The 17,847-nt window shown below is 64.1% G+C and carries 14 protein-coding genes; 11 read left to right on the top strand and 3 right to left on the bottom strand.

The window, feature by feature from the left end; genetic code table 11:
• Positions 1-10 precede the first annotated feature (10 nt).
• Genes AOG28_RS09480 through AOG28_RS18450 form a run of 3 tightly spaced genes read right to left on the bottom strand, consistent with a single transcriptional unit; the run spans position 11 to position 2,147 of the window.
• Entirely contained in the window at positions 11-907 is an 897-nt protein-coding gene (locus AOG28_RS09480; protein ID WP_054556267.1) for a hypothetical protein, read from the bottom strand.
• Positions 901-1,689: a YjbF family lipoprotein gene (locus AOG28_RS09475; RefSeq protein ID WP_054556266.1), complete on the bottom strand. Its 789-nt coding sequence runs from the start codon at positions 1,687-1,689 to the stop codon at positions 901-903. The genes AOG28_RS09480 and AOG28_RS09475 overlap by 7 nt, the downstream gene beginning before the upstream one ends.
• Complete coding sequence (locus AOG28_RS18450; RefSeq protein WP_054556265.1) at positions 1,689-2,147, bottom strand: hypothetical protein; 459 nt, start codon at positions 2,145-2,147, stop codon at positions 1,689-1,691. Before AOG28_RS18450 ends, AOG28_RS09475 begins: the two co-directional genes overlap by 1 nt.
• A 788-nt stretch (positions 2,148-2,935) precedes the next feature.
• Between AOG28_RS18450 and AOG28_RS18445 the strand changes: the two genes are divergently transcribed.
• The 11 genes from AOG28_RS18445 to AOG28_RS09420 all read left to right on the top strand — a co-directional run bounded on the left by AOG28_RS18445 (position 2,936) and on the right by AOG28_RS09420 (position 17,822).
• Positions 2,936-3,112 carry a hypothetical protein gene (locus AOG28_RS18445; protein ID WP_160317867.1) on the top strand — a complete coding sequence of 59 codons (177 nt, stop codon included), beginning with the start codon at positions 2,936-2,938 and terminating at the stop codon, positions 3,110-3,112.
• Between the two features lie 485 nt (positions 3,113-3,597).
• The gene (locus AOG28_RS09465; protein ID WP_054556264.1) at positions 3,598-4,797 is read left to right on the top strand and encodes a polysaccharide export protein; all 1,200 of its coding nucleotides are present in this window, start codon (positions 3,598-3,600) and stop codon (positions 4,795-4,797) included.
• Positions 4,798-4,870: 73 nt separating this feature from the next.
• A complete protein-coding gene (locus tag AOG28_RS09460) occupies positions 4,871-7,234 on the top strand; it encodes a GNVR domain-containing protein (RefSeq protein ID WP_054556263.1) in 2,364 nt (787 codons plus the stop codon).
• Positions 7,235-7,432: 198 nt separating this feature from the next.
• Entirely contained in the window at positions 7,433-8,728 is a 1,296-nt protein-coding gene (locus AOG28_RS18695) for a sugar transferase (RefSeq protein ID WP_054556262.1), read from the top strand.
• A gap of 2 nt (positions 8,729-8,730) precedes the next feature.
• Positions 8,731-9,798, top strand: coding sequence for an EpsG family protein (locus AOG28_RS09450; protein ID WP_054556261.1), 1,068 nt, complete (start codon positions 8,731-8,733; stop codon positions 9,796-9,798).
• Entirely contained in the window at positions 9,795-11,186 is a 1,392-nt protein-coding gene (locus tag AOG28_RS09445) for a hypothetical protein (RefSeq protein ID WP_054556260.1), read from the top strand. The genes AOG28_RS09450 and AOG28_RS09445 overlap by 4 nt, the downstream gene beginning before the upstream one ends.
• A 150-nt stretch (positions 11,187-11,336) precedes the next feature.
• Positions 11,337-12,845 carry a polysaccharide pyruvyl transferase family protein gene (locus AOG28_RS09440; RefSeq protein WP_054556259.1) on the top strand — a complete coding sequence of 503 codons (1,509 nt, stop codon included), beginning with the start codon at positions 11,337-11,339 and terminating at the stop codon, positions 12,843-12,845.
• A 1-nt stretch (position 12,846) separates the two neighbouring features.
• Positions 12,847-14,121 (top strand): glycosyltransferase, encoded by a 1,275-nt coding sequence (locus AOG28_RS09435; protein ID WP_054556258.1) that lies wholly within the window; start codon positions 12,847-12,849, stop codon positions 14,119-14,121.
• Positions 14,114-14,869, top strand: a complete 756-nt coding sequence (locus AOG28_RS09430) for a glycosyltransferase family 2 protein (RefSeq protein ID WP_043334128.1) — start codon at positions 14,114-14,116, stop codon at positions 14,867-14,869. The genes AOG28_RS09435 and AOG28_RS09430 overlap by 8 nt, the downstream gene beginning before the upstream one ends.
• Positions 14,853-15,803, top strand: a complete 951-nt coding sequence (locus AOG28_RS09425) for a glycosyltransferase family A protein (protein WP_054556257.1) — start codon at positions 14,853-14,855, stop codon at positions 15,801-15,803. The genes AOG28_RS09430 and AOG28_RS09425 overlap by 17 nt, the downstream gene beginning before the upstream one ends.
• A gap of 672 nt (positions 15,804-16,475) precedes the next feature.
• A complete protein-coding gene (locus AOG28_RS09420) occupies positions 16,476-17,822 on the top strand; it encodes a UDP-glucose dehydrogenase family protein (protein WP_054556256.1) in 1,347 nt (448 codons plus the stop codon).
• The last annotated feature ends 25 nt before the right edge of the window (positions 17,823-17,847 follow it).

Genomic DNA, 17,847 nt, shown 5'->3' with positions numbered 1-17,847 from the left:
GCCTCGCCGGCTAGCGCGAGGGCGTCGGCAGCTTCGCGGCGTCCAGCTGCCAGCTCTGGCAGGTATGGCCCGGCAGGCGGCTGGCAAGCCAGGCCGGTAGCGCCTCGTTCACCCACCGCTGCGCGGTATCGATGCCCGGCGTGCTGATCACCACGCTGGCGCCGGGGGCGACGGGCAGGTCGGCGTCGCCGCTGGTCAGACGATTCCAGCTCGCCACCGGGCGGGTCAGCACCTGGCCCTGCGGTGTCACCAGGCTGACCTCGACGGCTGGCCCGATACCGCCGGCAGCGGCGCGCTCGTCGATCAGCGCGTCCAGACTGAGATTGGGCGTCCACTTGCGCTCGTGAACGCCGGTGGCGTCCAGAATCACCACGCTGCGCGGCGCCTGACAGGCACCGACCACCATGCCCGGGGCGATGCGAATCGCCTGCGGGCCGTCGCGCATGTCGCGACGCGGGTCGAGTTGACCGGGCAGGCGCGCCACCACGGCGTCAGTGTCCGGCGCGCGGCCCTGCTCGACATAGGCCTGCCAGGCCTGCAACGCCTCGGTGTAACGCGCCTGAGGGCTTTCGTCCTTCGCGCCGAAGGCGTAGCGCGCCGCGATCAGTTCGAGCTCGGCGCTGACGCGGTTGGCCCGCGCGGCCATCTGCTGGCGAATCAGCGGCGTGCTGACGAAGCTGTAGCGCCAATCCAGCGCTTTGGATGTCGCCAGGCCATCCCATTGCGCCTGCAGCACCTGACTGGCCAGCGGCGTGCTCGCGGCGCTGAACGGCAGCGGGGTGTCAGCAGCGCTCGCCAGGGGCGCGGCCAGCAGTGCGCTCAGCCCGAGGGGCAGCAGGAGGGCGGCGCTGTTCAGGCGGGCCAGCGATGGCAGACGGGCCAGCGATGGGAAGACGGGGATCACCATGCCTTGGCGACCTCCCAACCGAACCGCGGACCATCGGGCCAGGCCGTCATGTCGGCCGCCCAGACGCGATTCTCGTCGCGCCACAGGTCATTGCGCGTGGTGCTGCCGTCATCCCAGCTCAGAATCTCGCGGCAGTGCTGCAGCGGCAGTTCTGCCAGCGGCAGCGAATAGGGGGCGGCGGTCTCGCATTCGAGTCGCGCCGTGGCCTCGTGTACCTGCATCACGGCGACGTCGTCCTGGCGCTGGCTGCCGGTGGAGGCGGCATCCTGACGCTCCAGCCGACGCGGGTAGGGGGACAGCGCACTGACACTGACCTGATAGGTCGTGCCACTGGCCATCAACCAGGCCGGACGCGCCAGAGCGCGCCCGGTAGTACTTTGCTCACGCCTGTCTGCCACATCACGCGCAAAGCCTGAAGTGGCGGACAGGACGCCATCGCGCAATTCGAGGATGCCGCGGTCGCGACTCTCGAAACGCGCGATGCGCCCATCGCCTTCCAGCGTCGCCAGAACCACCAGCGCGGTGCTGTTGGCATGCTTCAGCTTGAGAGAGGCATAGGGCAGCTCGCTGGCACGTGTGGCGTCAAACTCGTCCTTGCCCATCACGTCACCGAGCGAACTCGAGACGATCTGGGCACAGCCGCCAAGCGACACCAGACACGCGAGGGTGCCGAATGCCGCCAACGACCTGCTGCGCAGAGCACGGGAGACCACCGAGGTGGCCGCCGTGCCCCGCGCAGGGCTTGAGAACGTGAAGCGTTGCGTCGCACGTGCCGTCTTCATCAGCGAGTCCCGGTTGAACCAGTGGTGCCGGTTGTCCCGGTGGTACCGGTCGTGCCGGTGCCGCCGCCGACGGTGCCGGTGGCCGCACCTGCAGCGACGCTGCCGCTGCTGGCGCTCGGCGTCACGCTGCCGGTGGCATTCTGGCTGGCAGTGCCGGTGCCGGCTGCGCTACCTGTCGGCACAGTGCCGGTAGTGCCAGTCGTGCCGGTAGTCCCGGTGGTGCCGGTGGTACCAGTCGTGCCGGTAGTGCCGGTAGTCCCAGTGGTGCCGGTAGTCCCAGTAGTCCCAGTCGTGCCGGTGGTACCAGTCGTGCCGGTGGTACCAGTCGTGCCGGTAGTCCCAGTCGTACCAGTGGTGCCAGTCGCACCCTGAGGCGCTTCTTCTTCCGCGATGGCATTGCCAGCGAGAAGCAGGGCACCTGTCAGGCCGATGATGGCTCCGAGATGTGTCTTGCGCATGGATAACTCTCCTTGATGAGCATTGTCGGCGGTCAGCCGACCAGGAAGGGATGTCAGACCACGACGTGATGACTCAAGGACTGAGGCATCGGCGTCGAGGCTGCCAGCAGATGCTGGCGATCATCCAACCTGCTGCTGAAGATATCGATAGAGGAGAAGAGCGCCGTCCCTGACACCATCCCTGGCATCCTCCGTGGCGCGACCTCGTCCTGAGGTGTTCCTGTCATGACCGTATTCCCTGGTCATGCGCTTGCCGAAATTCATCGTTGCGCCTTGCTGTCTGCGCCTGACAGTCCTGTCAGGTGTCAGCCGCTGAGCGGTTGATGCAGGAAGTCCTTCTCTGCACAGACACAAAGCCGATGAGTCGTGGCAAAGCGAGGCTCATGTTAACGAGAATATGTGAACTGTCTAGCGTGAAGCCTTGCGTATTATTCGCGTTGATCGCTTGAGGATTATTTATGTAAAAAAGAGTAATTGGGGTGTGGATGATTGGCGACGTGGCTGTCGATGTTCCACCGGGCGCTACGCCAGACGGGGTCCGCGTGGCGACTGGAATCCTGCGCTTGAGTGTGTCGCATTGCCGACGAAATGGGGCTTGGGGTGTCTGTCATCGGCAACGCGTCTTTCGTGGAAGTGGCGACATCGAGCGTACTTGCGGCGCTACAAACCAATGTTTTTATTGGATTTTTGTAACAGAGCGCTGATTGGCGGGAGGCGTGTATCAGGTAAAATGCACGGCAGACAGGGTTTGGTCACCTTGGCTAAAACGCCACGAATGGCGTGATCCAATGCATGGCGATGCCACGGCATTGGTATTACTGATTCAGCGGCAGATCCTCTGGCAGCTCCATGGGTCGTGGGCTGTGGTCGAAAGAGGTGTGCCGCATTTCGGTAAAAAAACTACAGAAAGTTTGCTCTGCAATGGCGCTGAAGATATTGCCCAGATGACAGCAAGAGTGGCATGAAGGCCGCCATGCAGAGAGTGGTGTCAGAGCCGCAAGTGGAAAGCGCATTGAATGCACCTGCCGTCTGAGTATCGTCGGTTGCGGTTCAGGGTCGTATTCCGAACATCTTGAACGATGCGCCTACATTCTGACTGGGGATGACGGCGGGATATGACAAGCCATGTGCATGATTCATATGGCGGAAATATCGCTGTAAGCGTTGCGGATCACACTGGCGCAGCGTGAATGAGATCGCAGCAGCCAGTCGAAAAACGCCAGTCGCAAGACGCAAGACGCCGAGACCGCCAGGTTCCGGTACCTAAATGCACGAGGGCCCACCCTCGGCAGCCGCGTGACAGCCAGGCAAGGCCGGCGACACGCATGACGCAGCAGGAACTGAAGACGTTATCGAATCCATCCCGGCGGCCATGTGCGGCGGGGGAAGGCGCGATGATCATGGCACTGGGGTGCCGGGTCATCGGGCCTGTCGACTCAACGGACTTCAGATGAAAAATGCACTGATAGCACGACTTCTGGGCGCCAGCTTGAGCATCGGCGCCCTCACCGGGCTCGCCGGGTGCGTCTTCGCCCCCGGTGGCAACATCGACTACGACACCAGCGCTGCGCCGGTGGACGACATCGTCGATGTGGAACCGATCACCTTTGGCCTGATCAAGGCCCAGGCGCGCGCAGACGCCGAATCACGCCAGTCCAGTGGCGATGACAAGCAGCGTCGTGAGCTTGAAAAGGTGCTGGCCCAGGAGCTCAACAGCAGCACGCGCGCCAGTCTGGCACCGGACTATCAGTACCGTGTCGGCCCCGGCGACATCCTGACCATCATCGTCTATGACCATCCCGAGCTGACCTTGCCGACGGGTTCCGAGCGCAGTGCGCAGGAAGCCGGCAACGTCGTGCACGCCGATGGCACGCTGTTCTATCCCTATGTCGGTCGCGTCAAGGTCAGTGGCATGACGCTGGACCAGATTCGCCGTGATCTCGGCGAGAAGCTGCAGCCCTACCTGAATGCGCCGCAGATCGACGTCAAGGTCGCCGCCTTCCGCAGCCAGAAGGTGCGGATTACCGGCGAGGTCCAGTCTCCCGGCGTGCAACCGATCAGCGATGTGCCGCTGAGCCTGCTGGACGCCATCGCGGCGGCGGGCGGTCTGTCCGAAGACGCCGATTGGCACAACGTGGTGCTCAAGCGCAATGGCGAAGAGACCACCATCTCCCTCTATGAGCTGCTGGCCGAGCGCAATGGTGCCAACGATGAGGCGGGCAATGATCGCCTGCTCAAGGATGGCGACACCCTCTACGTGCCGGACGTTGGTACCCAGAAGGTGTTCGTGATGGGCGAGGTGGACAAGTCCATCAGCCTGCCGCTGGGCAGAAGCCCGATCTCGCTGACCGATGCCATCGCGCGTGCCGGCGGCATCAAGGAAAACTCCGCCGATGCGTCGGGCATCTTCGTCATCCGTCGTGATCGTGAAGACCCCGAGAAGCTGGCCACCGTCTATCAGCTGGATGCGCGCAATTCCACGGCGCTGATTCTGGGCGCGGACTTCGGCCTCAAGCCGCAGGACGTCGTCTATGTCACCGCCGCACCGGTCTCGCGCTGGAACCGTGTGATCACCCAGCTGCTGCCGACGGTGAGTTCCATCTACTACAGCACCGAAATCCAGGACAACCTCGATACCCTCGGCCAGTAAGGCGAGGGGTCGTCAAGGCGTCCCTGCCCGGCACCGCCGTGGTCGGGCAGGACACCAGGAGAGTGACCCAACGATGTCGAACCGCAATTCCCACACCACGCGTCAGGCCTCGGCCAGCGAGTCGTCAAGCGTGCCCGCGCGCACCAGTCTTGATCTCGGCCGCATGCTGGGCCAGCTGTATGACAGCCGTCTGACGCTGGCGCTGATCACCGGCACCTTCACCGTGCTGGCGGTGCTCTACGCGCTGCTGGCCACTCCGATCTACAAGGCCGATGCGCTGGTGCAGGTCGAGGATGGCGGCGGCAACATGAACCCGCTGCGTGATGTCTCCAGCCTGCTGCGTGGCGAGGCGCCGCCGTCCGAGTCCGAGATCCAGATCATCACCTCACGCCTGGTGCTGGGCGAGACGGTCAAGAAGGAGCAGCTGGATCTGGTGGTCAAGCCGTATCAGTACCCGCTGATCGGCACCTTCCTGCGCACCCACGAATTTGCGCGTCCGAGCTGGCTTGCCGGTTCGAGCATGGTCTGGGCAGGCGAGTCGATCGACGTGGCCAGCCTCGAAGTGCCGGCGGCCTGGGACAATGTGCCGCTGACGCTGGTATCGCTGGGAGAGGGCGGTGAGTACGAATTGCAGTACGACGGCGATGCGCTGGGCACCGGTGTGGTCGGCGAAGCCTCACGCTTCGATGGCCCGCTGGGCGAGGTGACGCTCCAGGTCAGTGCACTGGACGCGGCCAGGGGCGCTGAATTCACGCTGATGCATCAGTCGACCCTGGAAGCGACCAACGCGCTGCGTTCGCGCTTCGCGGTGGCCGAGATGGGCAAGGAAACCGGTGTACTGGGCCTGGCGCTGGTCGGCGAAGACCCGCTGCGTACCCAGCAGACCCTGCAGCGCATCACCGATACCTACCAGCAGCAGAACATCGAGCGTCAGTCCGCCGAAGCCGAGAAGTCGCTCGAGTTTCTCAAGAAGCAGGTGCCGACGGTGCGTGAGCGCCTCGAAGTGGCCGAGAACCGTCTCAATGCCTATCGCGGCAAGAGCGATAGCGTGAATCTGGATCTCGAGACCAAGTCGGTGCTCGAGCAGCTGGTCAATATCGACAATCAGATCAACGAGACCCAGCTGGAAGAAGCGGAGCTATCCGGCAAGTTCAACCCCAGTCACCCCAACTACGTGGCGCTGCGCAAGAAGCGTGCGGACCTGCAGCGCACCCGCAAGGAGCTGGAGAAGCAGGTCGGTGATCTGCCGGACACCCAGCAGGAAATCCTGCGTCTGGAGCGTGAAGTCGAGGTCAATCAGCAGATCTACGTGCAGCTGCTCAACAAGACCCAGGAAATGAACATCGCCCAGGCCAGCACCATCGGCAATATCCGCATTCTGGACGAGGCCGTCGCACAGCCGCATCCGATCAGCCCGCGCAAGGCGATGATCGTGGTGATCGCGACCCTGCTGGGCGGCATGCTCGGAGTGGTCTTCGTGCTGCTGCGCTCCATGCTGCATCGCGGTATCGAGACGCCGTCGGAGCTTTCCGACCTGGGCCTCAATGTCCACGCGACCCTGCCGCTCTCCGAAGAGCAGGCACGTCTCAACCGTCGTCTGGCGCGTGGCTTCAAGCGCTTCACCGGGCGCGGTGTCGCCGCAGCGGCCAATGACAACGTCGCGCCGGGACTGTTGGCGATCCGCAACCCGGCGGATCTCTCCATCGAGGGCCTGCGCGGTCTGCGCACCAGCCTGCACTTCGCGATGATGGAAGCCCCCGACAATCGCCTGATGATCTGTGGTCCGAGCCCGGGCATCGGCAAGAGCTTCGTGTCCGCCAACCTGGCCGCCGTCTGTGCCCAGGCCGGCAACCGGGTGCTGGTCATCGATGCCGACATGCGCCGTGGCCATGTCCACCAGAGCATGGCGGGTGTCCAGCACAGCGACGCCGCGCCGGGCCTGAGCGACTTCCTGCTCGGCAAGGCCGACCGCGACAGCATCGTGCGTGGCATCACTGATCCGAGTCTAGCGATGTCCGAAACCGCCGCTGCGGCGCTTGGCGAAGGGGTGGCCGCCAATGGCGCGCCGAGCAACCTGTGCTATGTGGCACGCGGCACCTCGCCCTCCAATCCGTCGGAGCTGCTGCTGCAGTCACGCTTCAGCGACCTGCTGACGTGGGCCAGCGCCAACTTCAACATGGTCATCGTCGATACGCCGCCGATTCTGGCCGTCACCGATGCCGCCATCGTCGGCAAGCAGTGCGGTGTCAGCGTGATGGTGACGCGCTTCATGCATAACTCGCCCAAGGAAATCGAAGCGGCGCTGGAGCGCTTCGCTTCCAGTGGCGTGCACGTCGATGGCGCGATTCTCAATGCGGTCGAGCGCAAGGCCACCACGACCTACAGCTACGGCTACAGCTATCACGATTATCAGTATCAGGGTGGCGCCAAGGGTTAGCGGCCACTTGCATTAGAGCCCGCGAACCCGATGTCTGAGACTGAGTGCCTCGTTGGCAGTGGGGATCGGCAGTCGAGGCGAGAGCCGAGGCAGTACGGGTGAAGCATCGGGTAGCACGCCGTCGAGCGACGGCACCAGCGGCTCCGAGCGTGATGAACGGAACCACAACACGAACGCAAGCCAAGGGGGTAACGGCATATGAATACCACGACGAACCATGCAAGCTCCGGGCTGGAAGGGCGTCAGCGCCACTCCCGCATGTACGAGCGACTGATGTTCAACTCGCTGTGTCAGGCCATCGTCGGTCTGATTCTGGCAGTGGGTGTCCCGCTGCTGCTGATCAATGGCCTGCGCCCGTGGGTCAGCGAGATGCGCATGCACAGTGTCATCGCCGCCAGCGGCGGCTTCCTGCTCGCATTGCAGGCGATTCGTCACATGTCGCGCTACCCCGGCGCCAAGGCGTTCGCCTACGTGCTGCCGGCCATCACCATCAGCTATCTGCTGGCGATGAGCGTGCTGATCGCGCTGGATCTGCGCTTCAGCCGCATCGTGCTCGGCAGCTCGTGGCTGGCGGCGATGCTGATCTGCTCCATCGGCTTCTGGGCCGAGCAGCGCACCCGCATCCGCAAGCTGGCCGTGGTGCCCTTCGGTGACTACCGCAGCCTGTTCACCACCCGTGGGGCACGCTGGAACCTGATGCGCGCGCCGGATCTCGGCGAAGAGCGCTACAACGGCGTGGTCGCCGATCTGGAAGCCGAGATGCCGGCAGAATGGCAGCGTTTCCTGGCCAACTGCGTGCTTCATCGCATCCCGGTCTATGACGCCAGCGAAGTCCGCGAGTCTCTGACCGGCCGTGTCGAGCTCGATCAGGTGCGTGAGAACAGCTTCGGTCAGCTGGCCCCCAACAGTGAATATGAGCTGTTCAAGCGTCTGTTCGACATGCTGGCCGTGCTCGCCGTGGCACCGTTCGTGCTGCCGATCTGCCTGGTGACCGCCGTTCTGATCCGCCTCGATTCACCGGGTGGCGTGTTCTTCGTCCAGGAACGTGTCGGCCAGGGTGGTCGTCCGTATCGCATGTTCAAGTTCCGCAGCATGTGCCACGACAGCGAGAAGACCGGCGCCCAGTTCGCCCAGGCCAATGACATGCGCGTGACCCGCATCGGTCGCGTGATCCGCAAGACCCGCATCGATGAGCTGCCGCAGTTCATCAACGTGCTCAAGGGCGAGATGAGCCTGATCGGCCCGCGTCCGGAGCAGGTCAAGTTCGTGAATGAATTCGCCGAACAGATTCCGTTCTACAACTACCGTCACGTGGTGCGTCCGGGCATCACCGGCTGGGCGCAGGTCACTCAGGGCTACGCCTCTGACGCCGACGAGACCCGCGAGAAGCTCGAGCACGACTTCTACTACATCAAGCGCTTCTCCGTGTGGCTCGACCTGCTGATCGTCGGCCGTACCATCAAGACCATGCTGACCGGCTTCGGGGCACGCTGAGCATGCTGACCGTCAGTGGCTATTACGTCGGCTTCATGGCCCTGCTGGTGGCAATCCTGCCGCTGGCCGCCAACGAGCGCACCCGCATGGTGGGTGCCTGGTTGGCCGGTGGGCTGTGTCTGGCGTTCATGGCACTGCGTTACGACGCAGGGTACGACTACTTCTCGTACCGCCAGATGGCCACCTGGCAGGTCGACCTGAGCTTTCTCGAGCCCGCACCTGCCGCCCTGGCACGCATGGCGCGGGCCTGGGGCGAGCCGCAGCTGTTCTTCATCATCACCGCCATCCTCTACGTGTCGTGCTTCGTCTCGGCACTGGTCATGAGCCGTCGCAATCTGGCCTGGTGCCTGCTGTTCTTCGTCTGCCTGCCGCTGATCTATCTCTCGGCCTTCGGCTTCGTCAAGCAGCACGTGGCGATCGCCCTGTTCATGGTGGCGATGGCCAGTCTGGAGCGTGACATGCGGCTGCCGGCGCTGGTGCTGATGCTCGTTGGCACCAGCTTCCACTACACCCTGGCGCTGTATCTGCCGTTGCTGGTGCTCTACCCGCTGCTGCGACGTGCCTATCCCTTCTGGGTCTATCTGGGGCTGCTGCCGCTGTGTTTCGTGGCAGGACCGCTGGCCAAGAGCGCACTCAGCGCGCTGGGGCTCTATGCCCACTACTTCGAGGATTTTTCCGGGGGCGGGCAGAAGCTCTATGTCATCTATCTGCTGATCTGCCTGGGGACGCTGGGACTCTGGAAGCATTTCCGCCTGTCACTGGACCCCTGGGCCTTCAATCTGATGTTCATCGGCGTGGCGCTCTACACCCTGTTCATCACCTATGGTGAGCACGTGGCCCGCGCCAGCTACTACTTCCTGCCGTTTGCCATCTTCGTCATCTGTGACGTCATCGAGCACTTCCGCGACAAGCTGCTGCCCAGTCTGATCAGCGGTGCGCTGATGATGGCGTTGTTCTTCATGTCGCTGAAGGTGGCGGCCGGCAATCAGGATCATGATTTCTTGAACAACTACCAATTCTATTTCTTGAGCGATGAAGCACTGGTGGTCGGCAATGGAGGTCAGTCATGAGCGAAGCGCTGATCTTCTCGCTGTTCAACCTGATGGCGCGTGGCCTGTCGTCCGCGGCGGGCCTGCTGCTGGCGCGAGCCGTGGCGCCTGAGGCCTTCGGGGAATATGCCCTGGCCCTCAACTATGCGGTGTTGCTGGGCGTGCTGGCGCGCATGGGCGGCAACGAGGTGCTGCTGGTCACCGAAGATGGTGCCAGTGGCGCGGCGCTGCGCCGCTGGATGGGCGTCGGCATCGGCCTCTACGCCTTGCTGGCCATCGCCTTCGCCGTGGGCATCGCACCGCTGCTGGGGCTGTCTGCCTTCATCTTCGCCTTCTGTGCCCTGCGTGCCGGGGCAGAGCAGGTCGGCCTGCAGATGGTCAATTCGCGCCTGCAGCGTCAGGAGCGCCTTGGGCGCGTCAATCTGATGACGGTGCTGATATCGCTGGCGGTGGCGATCGCGGTGGCCTGCGCGGCAGGTCCGGCGCTCTATCATCAGGGCGTCGCGCTGCTGACCGGCGCCGAATTCAGCGCCGAGCTGACCACCCCCGCCGGCATGTTCGGCCTGGCGCCGGTGCCGACCTTCGTGATGGTCAGCGCCATCGCGCTGGTCATCGTGATGGCGCTGGGCATGTGGCTGTCGCGTGATGCGCTAGCGGATGCCCGGGCCGAGGCCGACGCGGCGGCGGGCCATGAGGGCGCGGACCAAGAGGGCGCGGGCCAGCGTCGCCTGCCGAGCAAGGCGGATTTCGCGCGCGGTCGCGGCTTTCTCTACAACAATCTGATGTCGTTCGCCTACCTGCAGGCCTGGGTGATTCTGGCCGGGCTCGCCTTTGCGCCCGCTCAGGTGGCCAGTGTCTCGGTGGTGACCTCCATCGTGTTCGCACTCTATGTGTTTCCCACCAGCCTGTATCGCTACTACCTGCCCAAGCTGACCCACGGCGATGCGCGCCTCAAGGAGTACCTGGCCATCGCCAGTGGCTTCGCGCTGCCGGTGGCGGGAGGACTGGCGCTGATCGCGCCATGGCTGGCGGAACACTTCCTGAGCGGCGCTTACCCGCGCCTGACCCTGACGCTGCGCGCCTTCGCGCTGGTCTATCTGGTGCACGCCTTCGTCACCTGTGCCTTCACGCGTCTGGCCGCGCTGCGCCTCAACGGCAAGCGCCTGCTGTGCCAGAGCACCGGCGCCACGCTGGTGGTCGGCGGGGGCCTTGCGATCGCGGCGCTCAATCACTCGCTGGGCAACGCGTCCGGCGACACCGGCAGCCTTCTGGGCGTCGATCTCTACAGCCTCTTCCTGTGTGTGCCGGTCGCCGCCGAAGTGGTGATGCTGGCGATGGCGGTCCTCTTTCAGCCATCACTCTCCCGCGGTGGCAAGGCACACGAAGACAATGCTGCGGCGAGTGCCTGAGACTGACCGGGCTTCACGAGCGCAGCAGGAATCGGAAGGTCAGCATCTGTGCCTTCCGGTTGATGACATGACGGCGATGCCGGGCATGCAGACACAGCCCCAGGCATCGCGCGTTCGAATCGCGACATTACGGACAGAAGGACGAACAGCATGGCCAAGATATGCATGACGCACGGATGGCATGACGACAACAAGGGCGACTCCGCCATCCTGATAGGCACCATCGACTTTCTCGATCAGCTGATCGATGCCGAACAGGGCCGCAGCGATGTCTCCGGCGCCGGCGTGGCCAAGGCCGAAGGCCACCGCATCGACATCCTGCCCATCGATGATCAGGTGTTCGCCACCGAGCGCGGCCCGTTCCGCCATATTCGTCGCCGCTACCGTGAACGCGTCACCGTCGGCCAGCCGCTGATGCCGCCGATGCGTGACAAGCTGCGCTTCGTGACCTCGCTGCTTGGCCTGGGCGCCAAGATGATGTTCGGCAAGCAGGGCAAGAGTGGCAACGACATCATCGACGCCGCGGACCTGGTGGTCGTCAAGGGCGGTCATATCTTCCACAACGGCAGCTTCAAGAAGACGCTGTCCTCATGGCTGGCGCTGATCGGCTATCTGGCGCCGGTGATGCTGGCCCGCAAGGCCGGCAAGCGCGTCTTGCTGCTGGGGCACTCCTTCGGCCCGTTCAAGACCCCGGCCCAGGAGCGCTTCTTCCTGCGCACCCTGAGCGATTGCCTGGTGGTCTCGCGTGAGGAAATCACCCACGCCATGACCCAGAAGGCCGACCCGAAGCTGCCGCACGCGCTGCTGGGCACCGACATGGCCTTCGCCATGGCCCCGCGTGCCAGCGACGAGCATGCCGCGGTCAAGGCGCCGAATGGCGTGGCCTCGCCGTACGCCGTGATCACCCTGCGCGACTGGTGGGGGCTGGATCAGCAAGCCTTCGCCGAGCGTGTCGAGGTGCTGTCGCGCTCACTGCTGGAATCCCGCGAGCGTCTGGGTATCGAGCGCCTGCTGGTGGTACCGCACGTGCTGGGCCCGACCGATATCGAGAATGACCAGCGCATCTCCCAGCTGGTGTTCGATCATCTGCAGAAGGCCTTGGCAACGGCGGGCGGGGAAGACCTCGCCACGCGTATCGAGCTGGTGCAGGGCGATCCGAGCCCGGACGCGCTGGTCGATCTCTACCGCGATGCCCAGTTCCTGGTCGGCACCCGCTTCCACTCGGTCATCTTCGCGCTGATGTCCGGCACGCCGGTCTACGCCCTGTCCTACTGTGGCCCCAAGGCGCCGGGCATCATGCGTGACTTCGGTCTCGGCGACAGCGTGCAGGACATCGAGAACTTCGACCCGGCACGCATCGTGGCCGATATCGAACAGCTGGTCGCCGACAAGGCCTTCCCGGCGCTGGCCGAGAAGGTCATCGCCGAGAAGCTGGCGATCACCGCCGACATCACGCGTGACTTCCTGCGCCGTGCACCGGGACGTGCCGGCGTCTGGGGTCAGCGTGAATTGAAGCTCAATGACGCTGCCTTCCCGGCACCGGTGGCGCCCAAGCCAGCTGCTGCCGAGGCGGCCGCTGCCATGGCCGCGGATGCGCCTGCCGGCGACAACAGCGCGACTGCCGCTCACGACAGCGAGCCTGTCGTGCGAGGAGCCTGATATGGCACATGTCGCTCTGTTGATTCAGGACATCAGTGCCTGTGGTGGCGTCGAGAAGGTGATGCATGGTCTGGCGCGGGACCTGAGCGCCAGCCACCGGGTCACGCTGGTCTCGGTGCGCGAAGGCGAGCCCTACTGGGGGCGTCTGGAGGGTGTCGAATATCGTACCCTCGGGCTGCCGGCCACCGGCACGCGCCAGAACTTCCGCCATTGGGTGACGCATCTGCGTCGCCTGATGCTGGAGGAGCGGATCGAGGTGATGGTCAGCGGCTACTTCGCCTTCCATCTGGCGGCGCAGCTGGCGGCACGCGGTACCGGTGGCGTCGATGGCGAGGGGCGCCCGCGTCCGCGCACGCGCATCATCGCCCAGGAGCACAGCGCCTATCATCACGACCGCCGTGCCAAGCGCATCGTCAAGCAGTTGGCCTATCGCCACCTCGACGTGCTGCAGGTGCTCAATGAGGTCGATGCCGAATGCTGGCGTCGCCGCGGCCTCACGCCGACGGTGATTCCCAATTATCTGGATGACCAGCGGGCGGACGAGGCACGCAGCGGCTGCGAGCATCAGGTCGATGTGGTGATGGTCGGGCGTCTGGCGCCGATCAAGCGCCTCGATCTGGCGATTCGTGCCTTCGCGGATTCCGGCTACCGTCGCGGTCGCCTGGTGGTGGTCGGTGACGGCCCGGAGCGTGAACGCCTGCTGGCGCTGTGCAACGAGCTGGGCCTGCGCGTCTTCCAGGGCGCCAACGACAGCACGGTGCCTGCCGGTACTCAGGTGCTGTTCACCGGCGCGCTCAGGGACGTCTCCCACGAGCTGCGGCGTGCACGCCTGTTGCTGCTGACCTCGGAGCGCGAATGCCTGCCGATGAACGTGATCGAGGCCAAGCGTGAGGGGCTGCCGTGCCTGTCGCGCCCGGTGCGTTCCGGCCCGCTGGCGCTGATCGAGCATGGCCGTGACGGGATGCTCAGCGCGGAAGCGGATGGCAGTGAGGATGCCGCCATCATCGCGGAGTTTGCCCACGAGCTGGCGCGCCTCGAGTTCGATGACGAGCTTCTGCTGCGTCTCTCGAACGGTGCCTGGCAGAGCTTTGACCGCTACAGCGCGCACGCGGTGTTGCCGCAATATCAGCGTCTGATCTCGCGTCTCGCGCCGCCGACGCCCGGCGATGCGGCGACTACCGAGCAAGCGCGTCAGGACTCATCCGCAGACACGCGCCCAGACACACACTCGCGTCGCGTTCAGCGACAGCCGCTTGAGGAGAAGGCCCATGGCTGATGTCTCCGTCATCATGCCCAACTACGGCTATGACCGCCGCCTGCACGCCGCCGTCGACTCGGTACTGGCCCAGAGCGAGCCGGTACGCGAGATCCTGATCAGCGACGATGCCTCGCCGGACGGCGCCGCCAGTCGTCTGCGTGACGACTTCGCGGCGCTGGACACCGCTGGCGTCGAGATCCGCGTGCTGGAAACCGACACCAACGGCGGCCCGGGCCGGGCTCGCAACCGTGCCATCGCCGAGGCCAAGGGCCGCTACATCGCCTTTCTGGATGCCGACGATGCCTGGCTGCCCGAGAAGATCGAACGCCAGATCGCCTTCATGCAGGATACCGGTGCCGGGCTCTCCTACACCGGCTACGAGATGGTCGATGAGCAGGGCGAGCACGTCTCGTACTTCGCGCCGCCCGAGCGCCTGACGCGTGACGACATGCTGCGCTCCAACTCCATCGGCTGCCTGACCGCCATCTATGACGCCGGTCGTTATGGGCGCTTCTACATGCCGACGATCCGCAAGCGTCAGGACCTGGCGCTGTGGCTGATCATCATCGGTCAGCTGGGCCCGGCGCAGGGCATGCCGGAACCGCTGGCGCGCTATACGCGTCGCGAGAGCAGCGTGTCGTCCAACAAGTTCAAGGCCGCCGCCTATCAGTGGCGTCTGTATCGTGAGGTGCTGGGGATGGATGTGATCAGCGCCAGTCGCAACTTTGTCCATTACGCGGTGAACGGTTATGCAAAACATCGTTGAACAGGATGTCGCGGCGTCCGCGACACCTTCCACCGAGTCCACGGCGGCTTCCCGCCACGCCGATGCAAGCGCGCAGCCGACCCTCGATTCGCGCCCGCGCGTGCTGGTCGGGGCACGCCAGGTGGATGACAGCGCGCGTCGCCAGGTGCCGGAGCTGACCTTCCTGATCTCGACCCTGGATGACGGCCTCTACAGCGTGCCACGTCATGATGCGCTGCCCGGGGCGCGCTTTTTGATCGTGCATCAGCTGTCAGACCCTGCAAGCCGCGAGCAATATCGCGAGTACACGCTGGCCAATTTCGATAGCCGTTTCGAGTACCTGGCGATCGACGGGCGGGGGCTGTCGAAGAGTCGCAACACGGCGCTGGCCGCCTGTGCCACGCGCTACGCCTATGTGCTGGATGACGACATCGAGCTGCACCCCCAGGCTGTCGCGCTGGTGATGGAAGCCTTCACCTGCACCGAAGCGGCCGCGATCAGCTTCCCCCACGTCAAGGCCTTCCCGCTGCATGAGCGAGACCCGGATCGGCCCGCGCCGCCGGTGTCCTTCAAGACCCACAGCCTGATGTCACTGGCGCGCGTGCGCTCGGTCGACATGGCGCTGGATCTCTGCCAGTTCCATGCTCGCTTCGATGAGCAGTTCGGCCTGGGCACCGATCAGCCCTCCGGCGAGGAGTTCATCGTGCTGAGCGATGCGCGTCGTCAGGGCGCGCGTCTGATGCGTGCCAATCTGGGCATCGTCGCCCATGCGGGGGTCACCTCCGGCAGCGATTTCTACAGCACGCCGGCCAAGGCGCGCACCAAGGGGCGCATGTTTGCCCGCGCTACCGGCAGTCGTTTCTCGCCGTTGTCATTGGCCTTTTTCCTGCGCAAGGCGCCGGTCGCCATGAAGCATGGCCACCTGGCGACCTTCGCGAAGCATTACTTTCGCTGATGGCTGCCGCGCCGCTGATGGCTCTCATTGACTGACGGTTCTGATTTGATGACGACTCTAGCGCGAAGGCATGGCCATCCATGAGATGGCCATTGCCGCCCGGGTAGTCAATTGATCAAGCGGCATATCAGGGAAGTTGCGACAGGCAGGATCAGAAAGATAAGTCACAAGTTATATAGGGTCATGTTTTGGATCATATTGCGCCCGACAGGATGACTTTTCACGAAGTTGCTTTATAACAGAGCCACACTTCGGGCAGCGATGATTGCCCGTCACTGACTCAAGCGGCGCGTCTTTTCCCTGCGAGCTATCTGCAGTCTACCTGCAATCACCCTGCGAGCCTTCTGGCCCGTGGGTTGGGTAACCTCGCGCCGCAGTCACGAAATATCGCTGTTCAATGCGGGGGGATCCTCTTGCACAGGACACTGTCGGCATTTCTTTTTCGGCCAATGAAGGCGGGAAATTCCGCCTGCGAAGACATCTCTTGAGAGAGACCCGAGGGAAACCCGAGGGAGTCATGAGGGAACAGAACTTTACGGCGAAATGCCCTGAAGTCCACCTCGATTGCCGCTGAAAAGCCGTCAGATGTGCACAGGATTCAGCCGTCATTGCCTCGTTTCACTTTGAGTATCACGACACGATCTGGCGACAAGGCCAGCAAGGATGACATCAATGAAGATCACGATTTTTGGAAGCGGTTATGTCGGTCTGGTCACGGGTACCTGCCTGGCCGACGTCGGCCACGACGTAGTGTGCATGGATGTGGACGCCGCCAAGATCGAGGGTCTCAAGCAGGGCGAGATTCCCATCTATGAGCCGGGCCTGGAAGGCATGTTGCTGCGCAACGTGGAAGCCGGTCGCCTGAGCTTCACCACCGACGCGCGTGAAGCCGTCGAGCATGGCGTGCTGCAGTTCATCGCCGTGGGCACGCCGCCGGATGAAGACGGCAGCGCTGACCTCAAGTACGTGCTGTCCGTCGCCACCACCATCGGCGAGCACATGAATGACTACAAGGTCATCATCGACAAGTCCACCGTGCCGGTGGGCACGGCGGACCGCGTCAAGGCACGGGTCAACGACGTGCTCAAGGACCGTGGTGCAAGCGTCGATTTCGATGTCTGCTCCAACCCGGAATTCCTCAAGGAAGGCGCGGCGCTGGACGATTTCACGCGTGGCGCGCGCATCGTGGTCGGCACCGATTCCGAAGCGGTGCGTGAGCGCATGCGCGAATGCTACGCCCCCTACAACCGCAACCATGAAAAGCTGATGTTCATGGATGTGCGCGCCGCCGAGCTGACCAAGTACGCCGCCAACGCCATGCTGGCGACCAAGATCAGCTTCATGAACGAGATTTCCAACCTGGCCGAGCGCCTGGGTGCGGACATCGAGGAAGTGCGTCGCGGCATCGGCAGTGACCCGCGTATCGGTTACCACTTCATCTATCCGGGCTGTGGCTATGGCGGCTCCTGCTTCCCGAAGGATGTCCAGGCGCTGGCACGTACTGCCAGCCAGATCGGCTATGAAGCCGAGCTGCTGACCGCCGTGGAATCCGTCAACAAGCGCCAGAAGGTCACGCTGTTCGACAAGCTGTCGCGGGCCTTCGATGGCGACCTCAAGGGCAAGACCATTGCCGTCTGGGGGCTGGCCTTCAAGCCCAACACCGACGACATGCGCGATGCGCCGAGCCGCACGCTGATGGAAGCGCTGTGGGCGGCTGGCGCGACCGTGCAGGCCTATGACCCGGAAGCGATGAAGGAATGCCGCCGCATCTACGGCGAGCGCGATGAGCTGGTACTGGTCGCGGACCGTCAGCAGGCGGTCAAGGGCGCCGATGCGCTGGTGATCTGCACCGAGTGGAAGGAATTCCGCACCCTGGACGGCGAGTGGCTGAAGTCCCAGCTCGGCTTCCCGGTGGTGGTCGATGGCCGCAACCTGTTCGAGCCTTCTGCCATGAAGGCCGCTGGCCTGATGTACTACGCGGTCGGCCGCGGTGACACCCTGCTGCTGAATCAGGCTTGAGCTTGCGGCTTGGCATCCCAGCCCA

The organism is Cobetia sp. UCD-24C (assembly GCF_001306765.1).
GTDB lineage: Bacteria > Pseudomonadota > Gammaproteobacteria > Pseudomonadales > Halomonadaceae > Cobetia > Cobetia amphilecti.
Note: the sequence above shows the minus strand (reverse complement) of the source record. Positions and strands in the feature narration are given on the sequence as shown.

What these genes read in the sequence shown, in the direction of transcription:
- AOG28_RS18445 (WP_160317867.1), top strand. Translation starts at nt 2,936, where the DNA reads ATGCATGGCGATGCCACGGCATTGGTATTACTGATTCAGCGGCAGATC.
- AOG28_RS09445 (WP_054556260.1), top strand. Translation starts at nt 9,795, where the DNA reads ATGAGCGAAGCGCTGATCTTCTCGCTGTTCAACCTGATGGCGCGTGGC.
- AOG28_RS09435 (WP_054556258.1), top strand. Translation starts at nt 12,847, where the DNA reads ATGGCACATGTCGCTCTGTTGATTCAGGACATCAGTGCCTGTGGTGGC.
- AOG28_RS09450 (WP_054556261.1), top strand. Translation starts at nt 8,731, where the DNA reads ATGCTGACCGTCAGTGGCTATTACGTCGGCTTCATGGCCCTGCTGGTG.
- AOG28_RS09465 (WP_054556264.1), top strand. Translation starts at nt 3,598, where the DNA reads ATGAAAAATGCACTGATAGCACGACTTCTGGGCGCCAGCTTGAGCATC.
- AOG28_RS09420 (WP_054556256.1), top strand. Translation starts at nt 16,476, where the DNA reads ATGAAGATCACGATTTTTGGAAGCGGTTATGTCGGTCTGGTCACGGGT.
- AOG28_RS18695 (WP_054556262.1), top strand. Translation starts at nt 7,433, where the DNA reads ATGAATACCACGACGAACCATGCAAGCTCCGGGCTGGAAGGGCGTCAG.
- AOG28_RS18450 (WP_054556265.1), bottom strand. Translation starts at nt 2,147, where the DNA reads ATGCGCAAGACACATCTCGGAGCCATCATCGGCCTGACAGGTGCCCTG.
- AOG28_RS09430 (WP_043334128.1), top strand. Translation starts at nt 14,114, where the DNA reads ATGGCTGATGTCTCCGTCATCATGCCCAACTACGGCTATGACCGCCGC.
- AOG28_RS09475 (WP_054556266.1), bottom strand. Translation starts at nt 1,689, where the DNA reads ATGAAGACGGCACGTGCGACGCAACGCTTCACGTTCTCAAGCCCTGCG.
- AOG28_RS09460 (WP_054556263.1), top strand. Translation starts at nt 4,871, where the DNA reads ATGTCGAACCGCAATTCCCACACCACGCGTCAGGCCTCGGCCAGCGAG.
- AOG28_RS09425 (WP_054556257.1), top strand. Translation starts at nt 14,853, where the DNA reads ATGCAAAACATCGTTGAACAGGATGTCGCGGCGTCCGCGACACCTTCC.
- AOG28_RS09440 (WP_054556259.1), top strand. Translation starts at nt 11,337, where the DNA reads ATGGCCAAGATATGCATGACGCACGGATGGCATGACGACAACAAGGGC.
- AOG28_RS09480 (WP_054556267.1), bottom strand. Translation starts at nt 907, where the DNA reads ATGGTGATCCCCGTCTTCCCATCGCTGGCCCGTCTGCCATCGCTGGCC.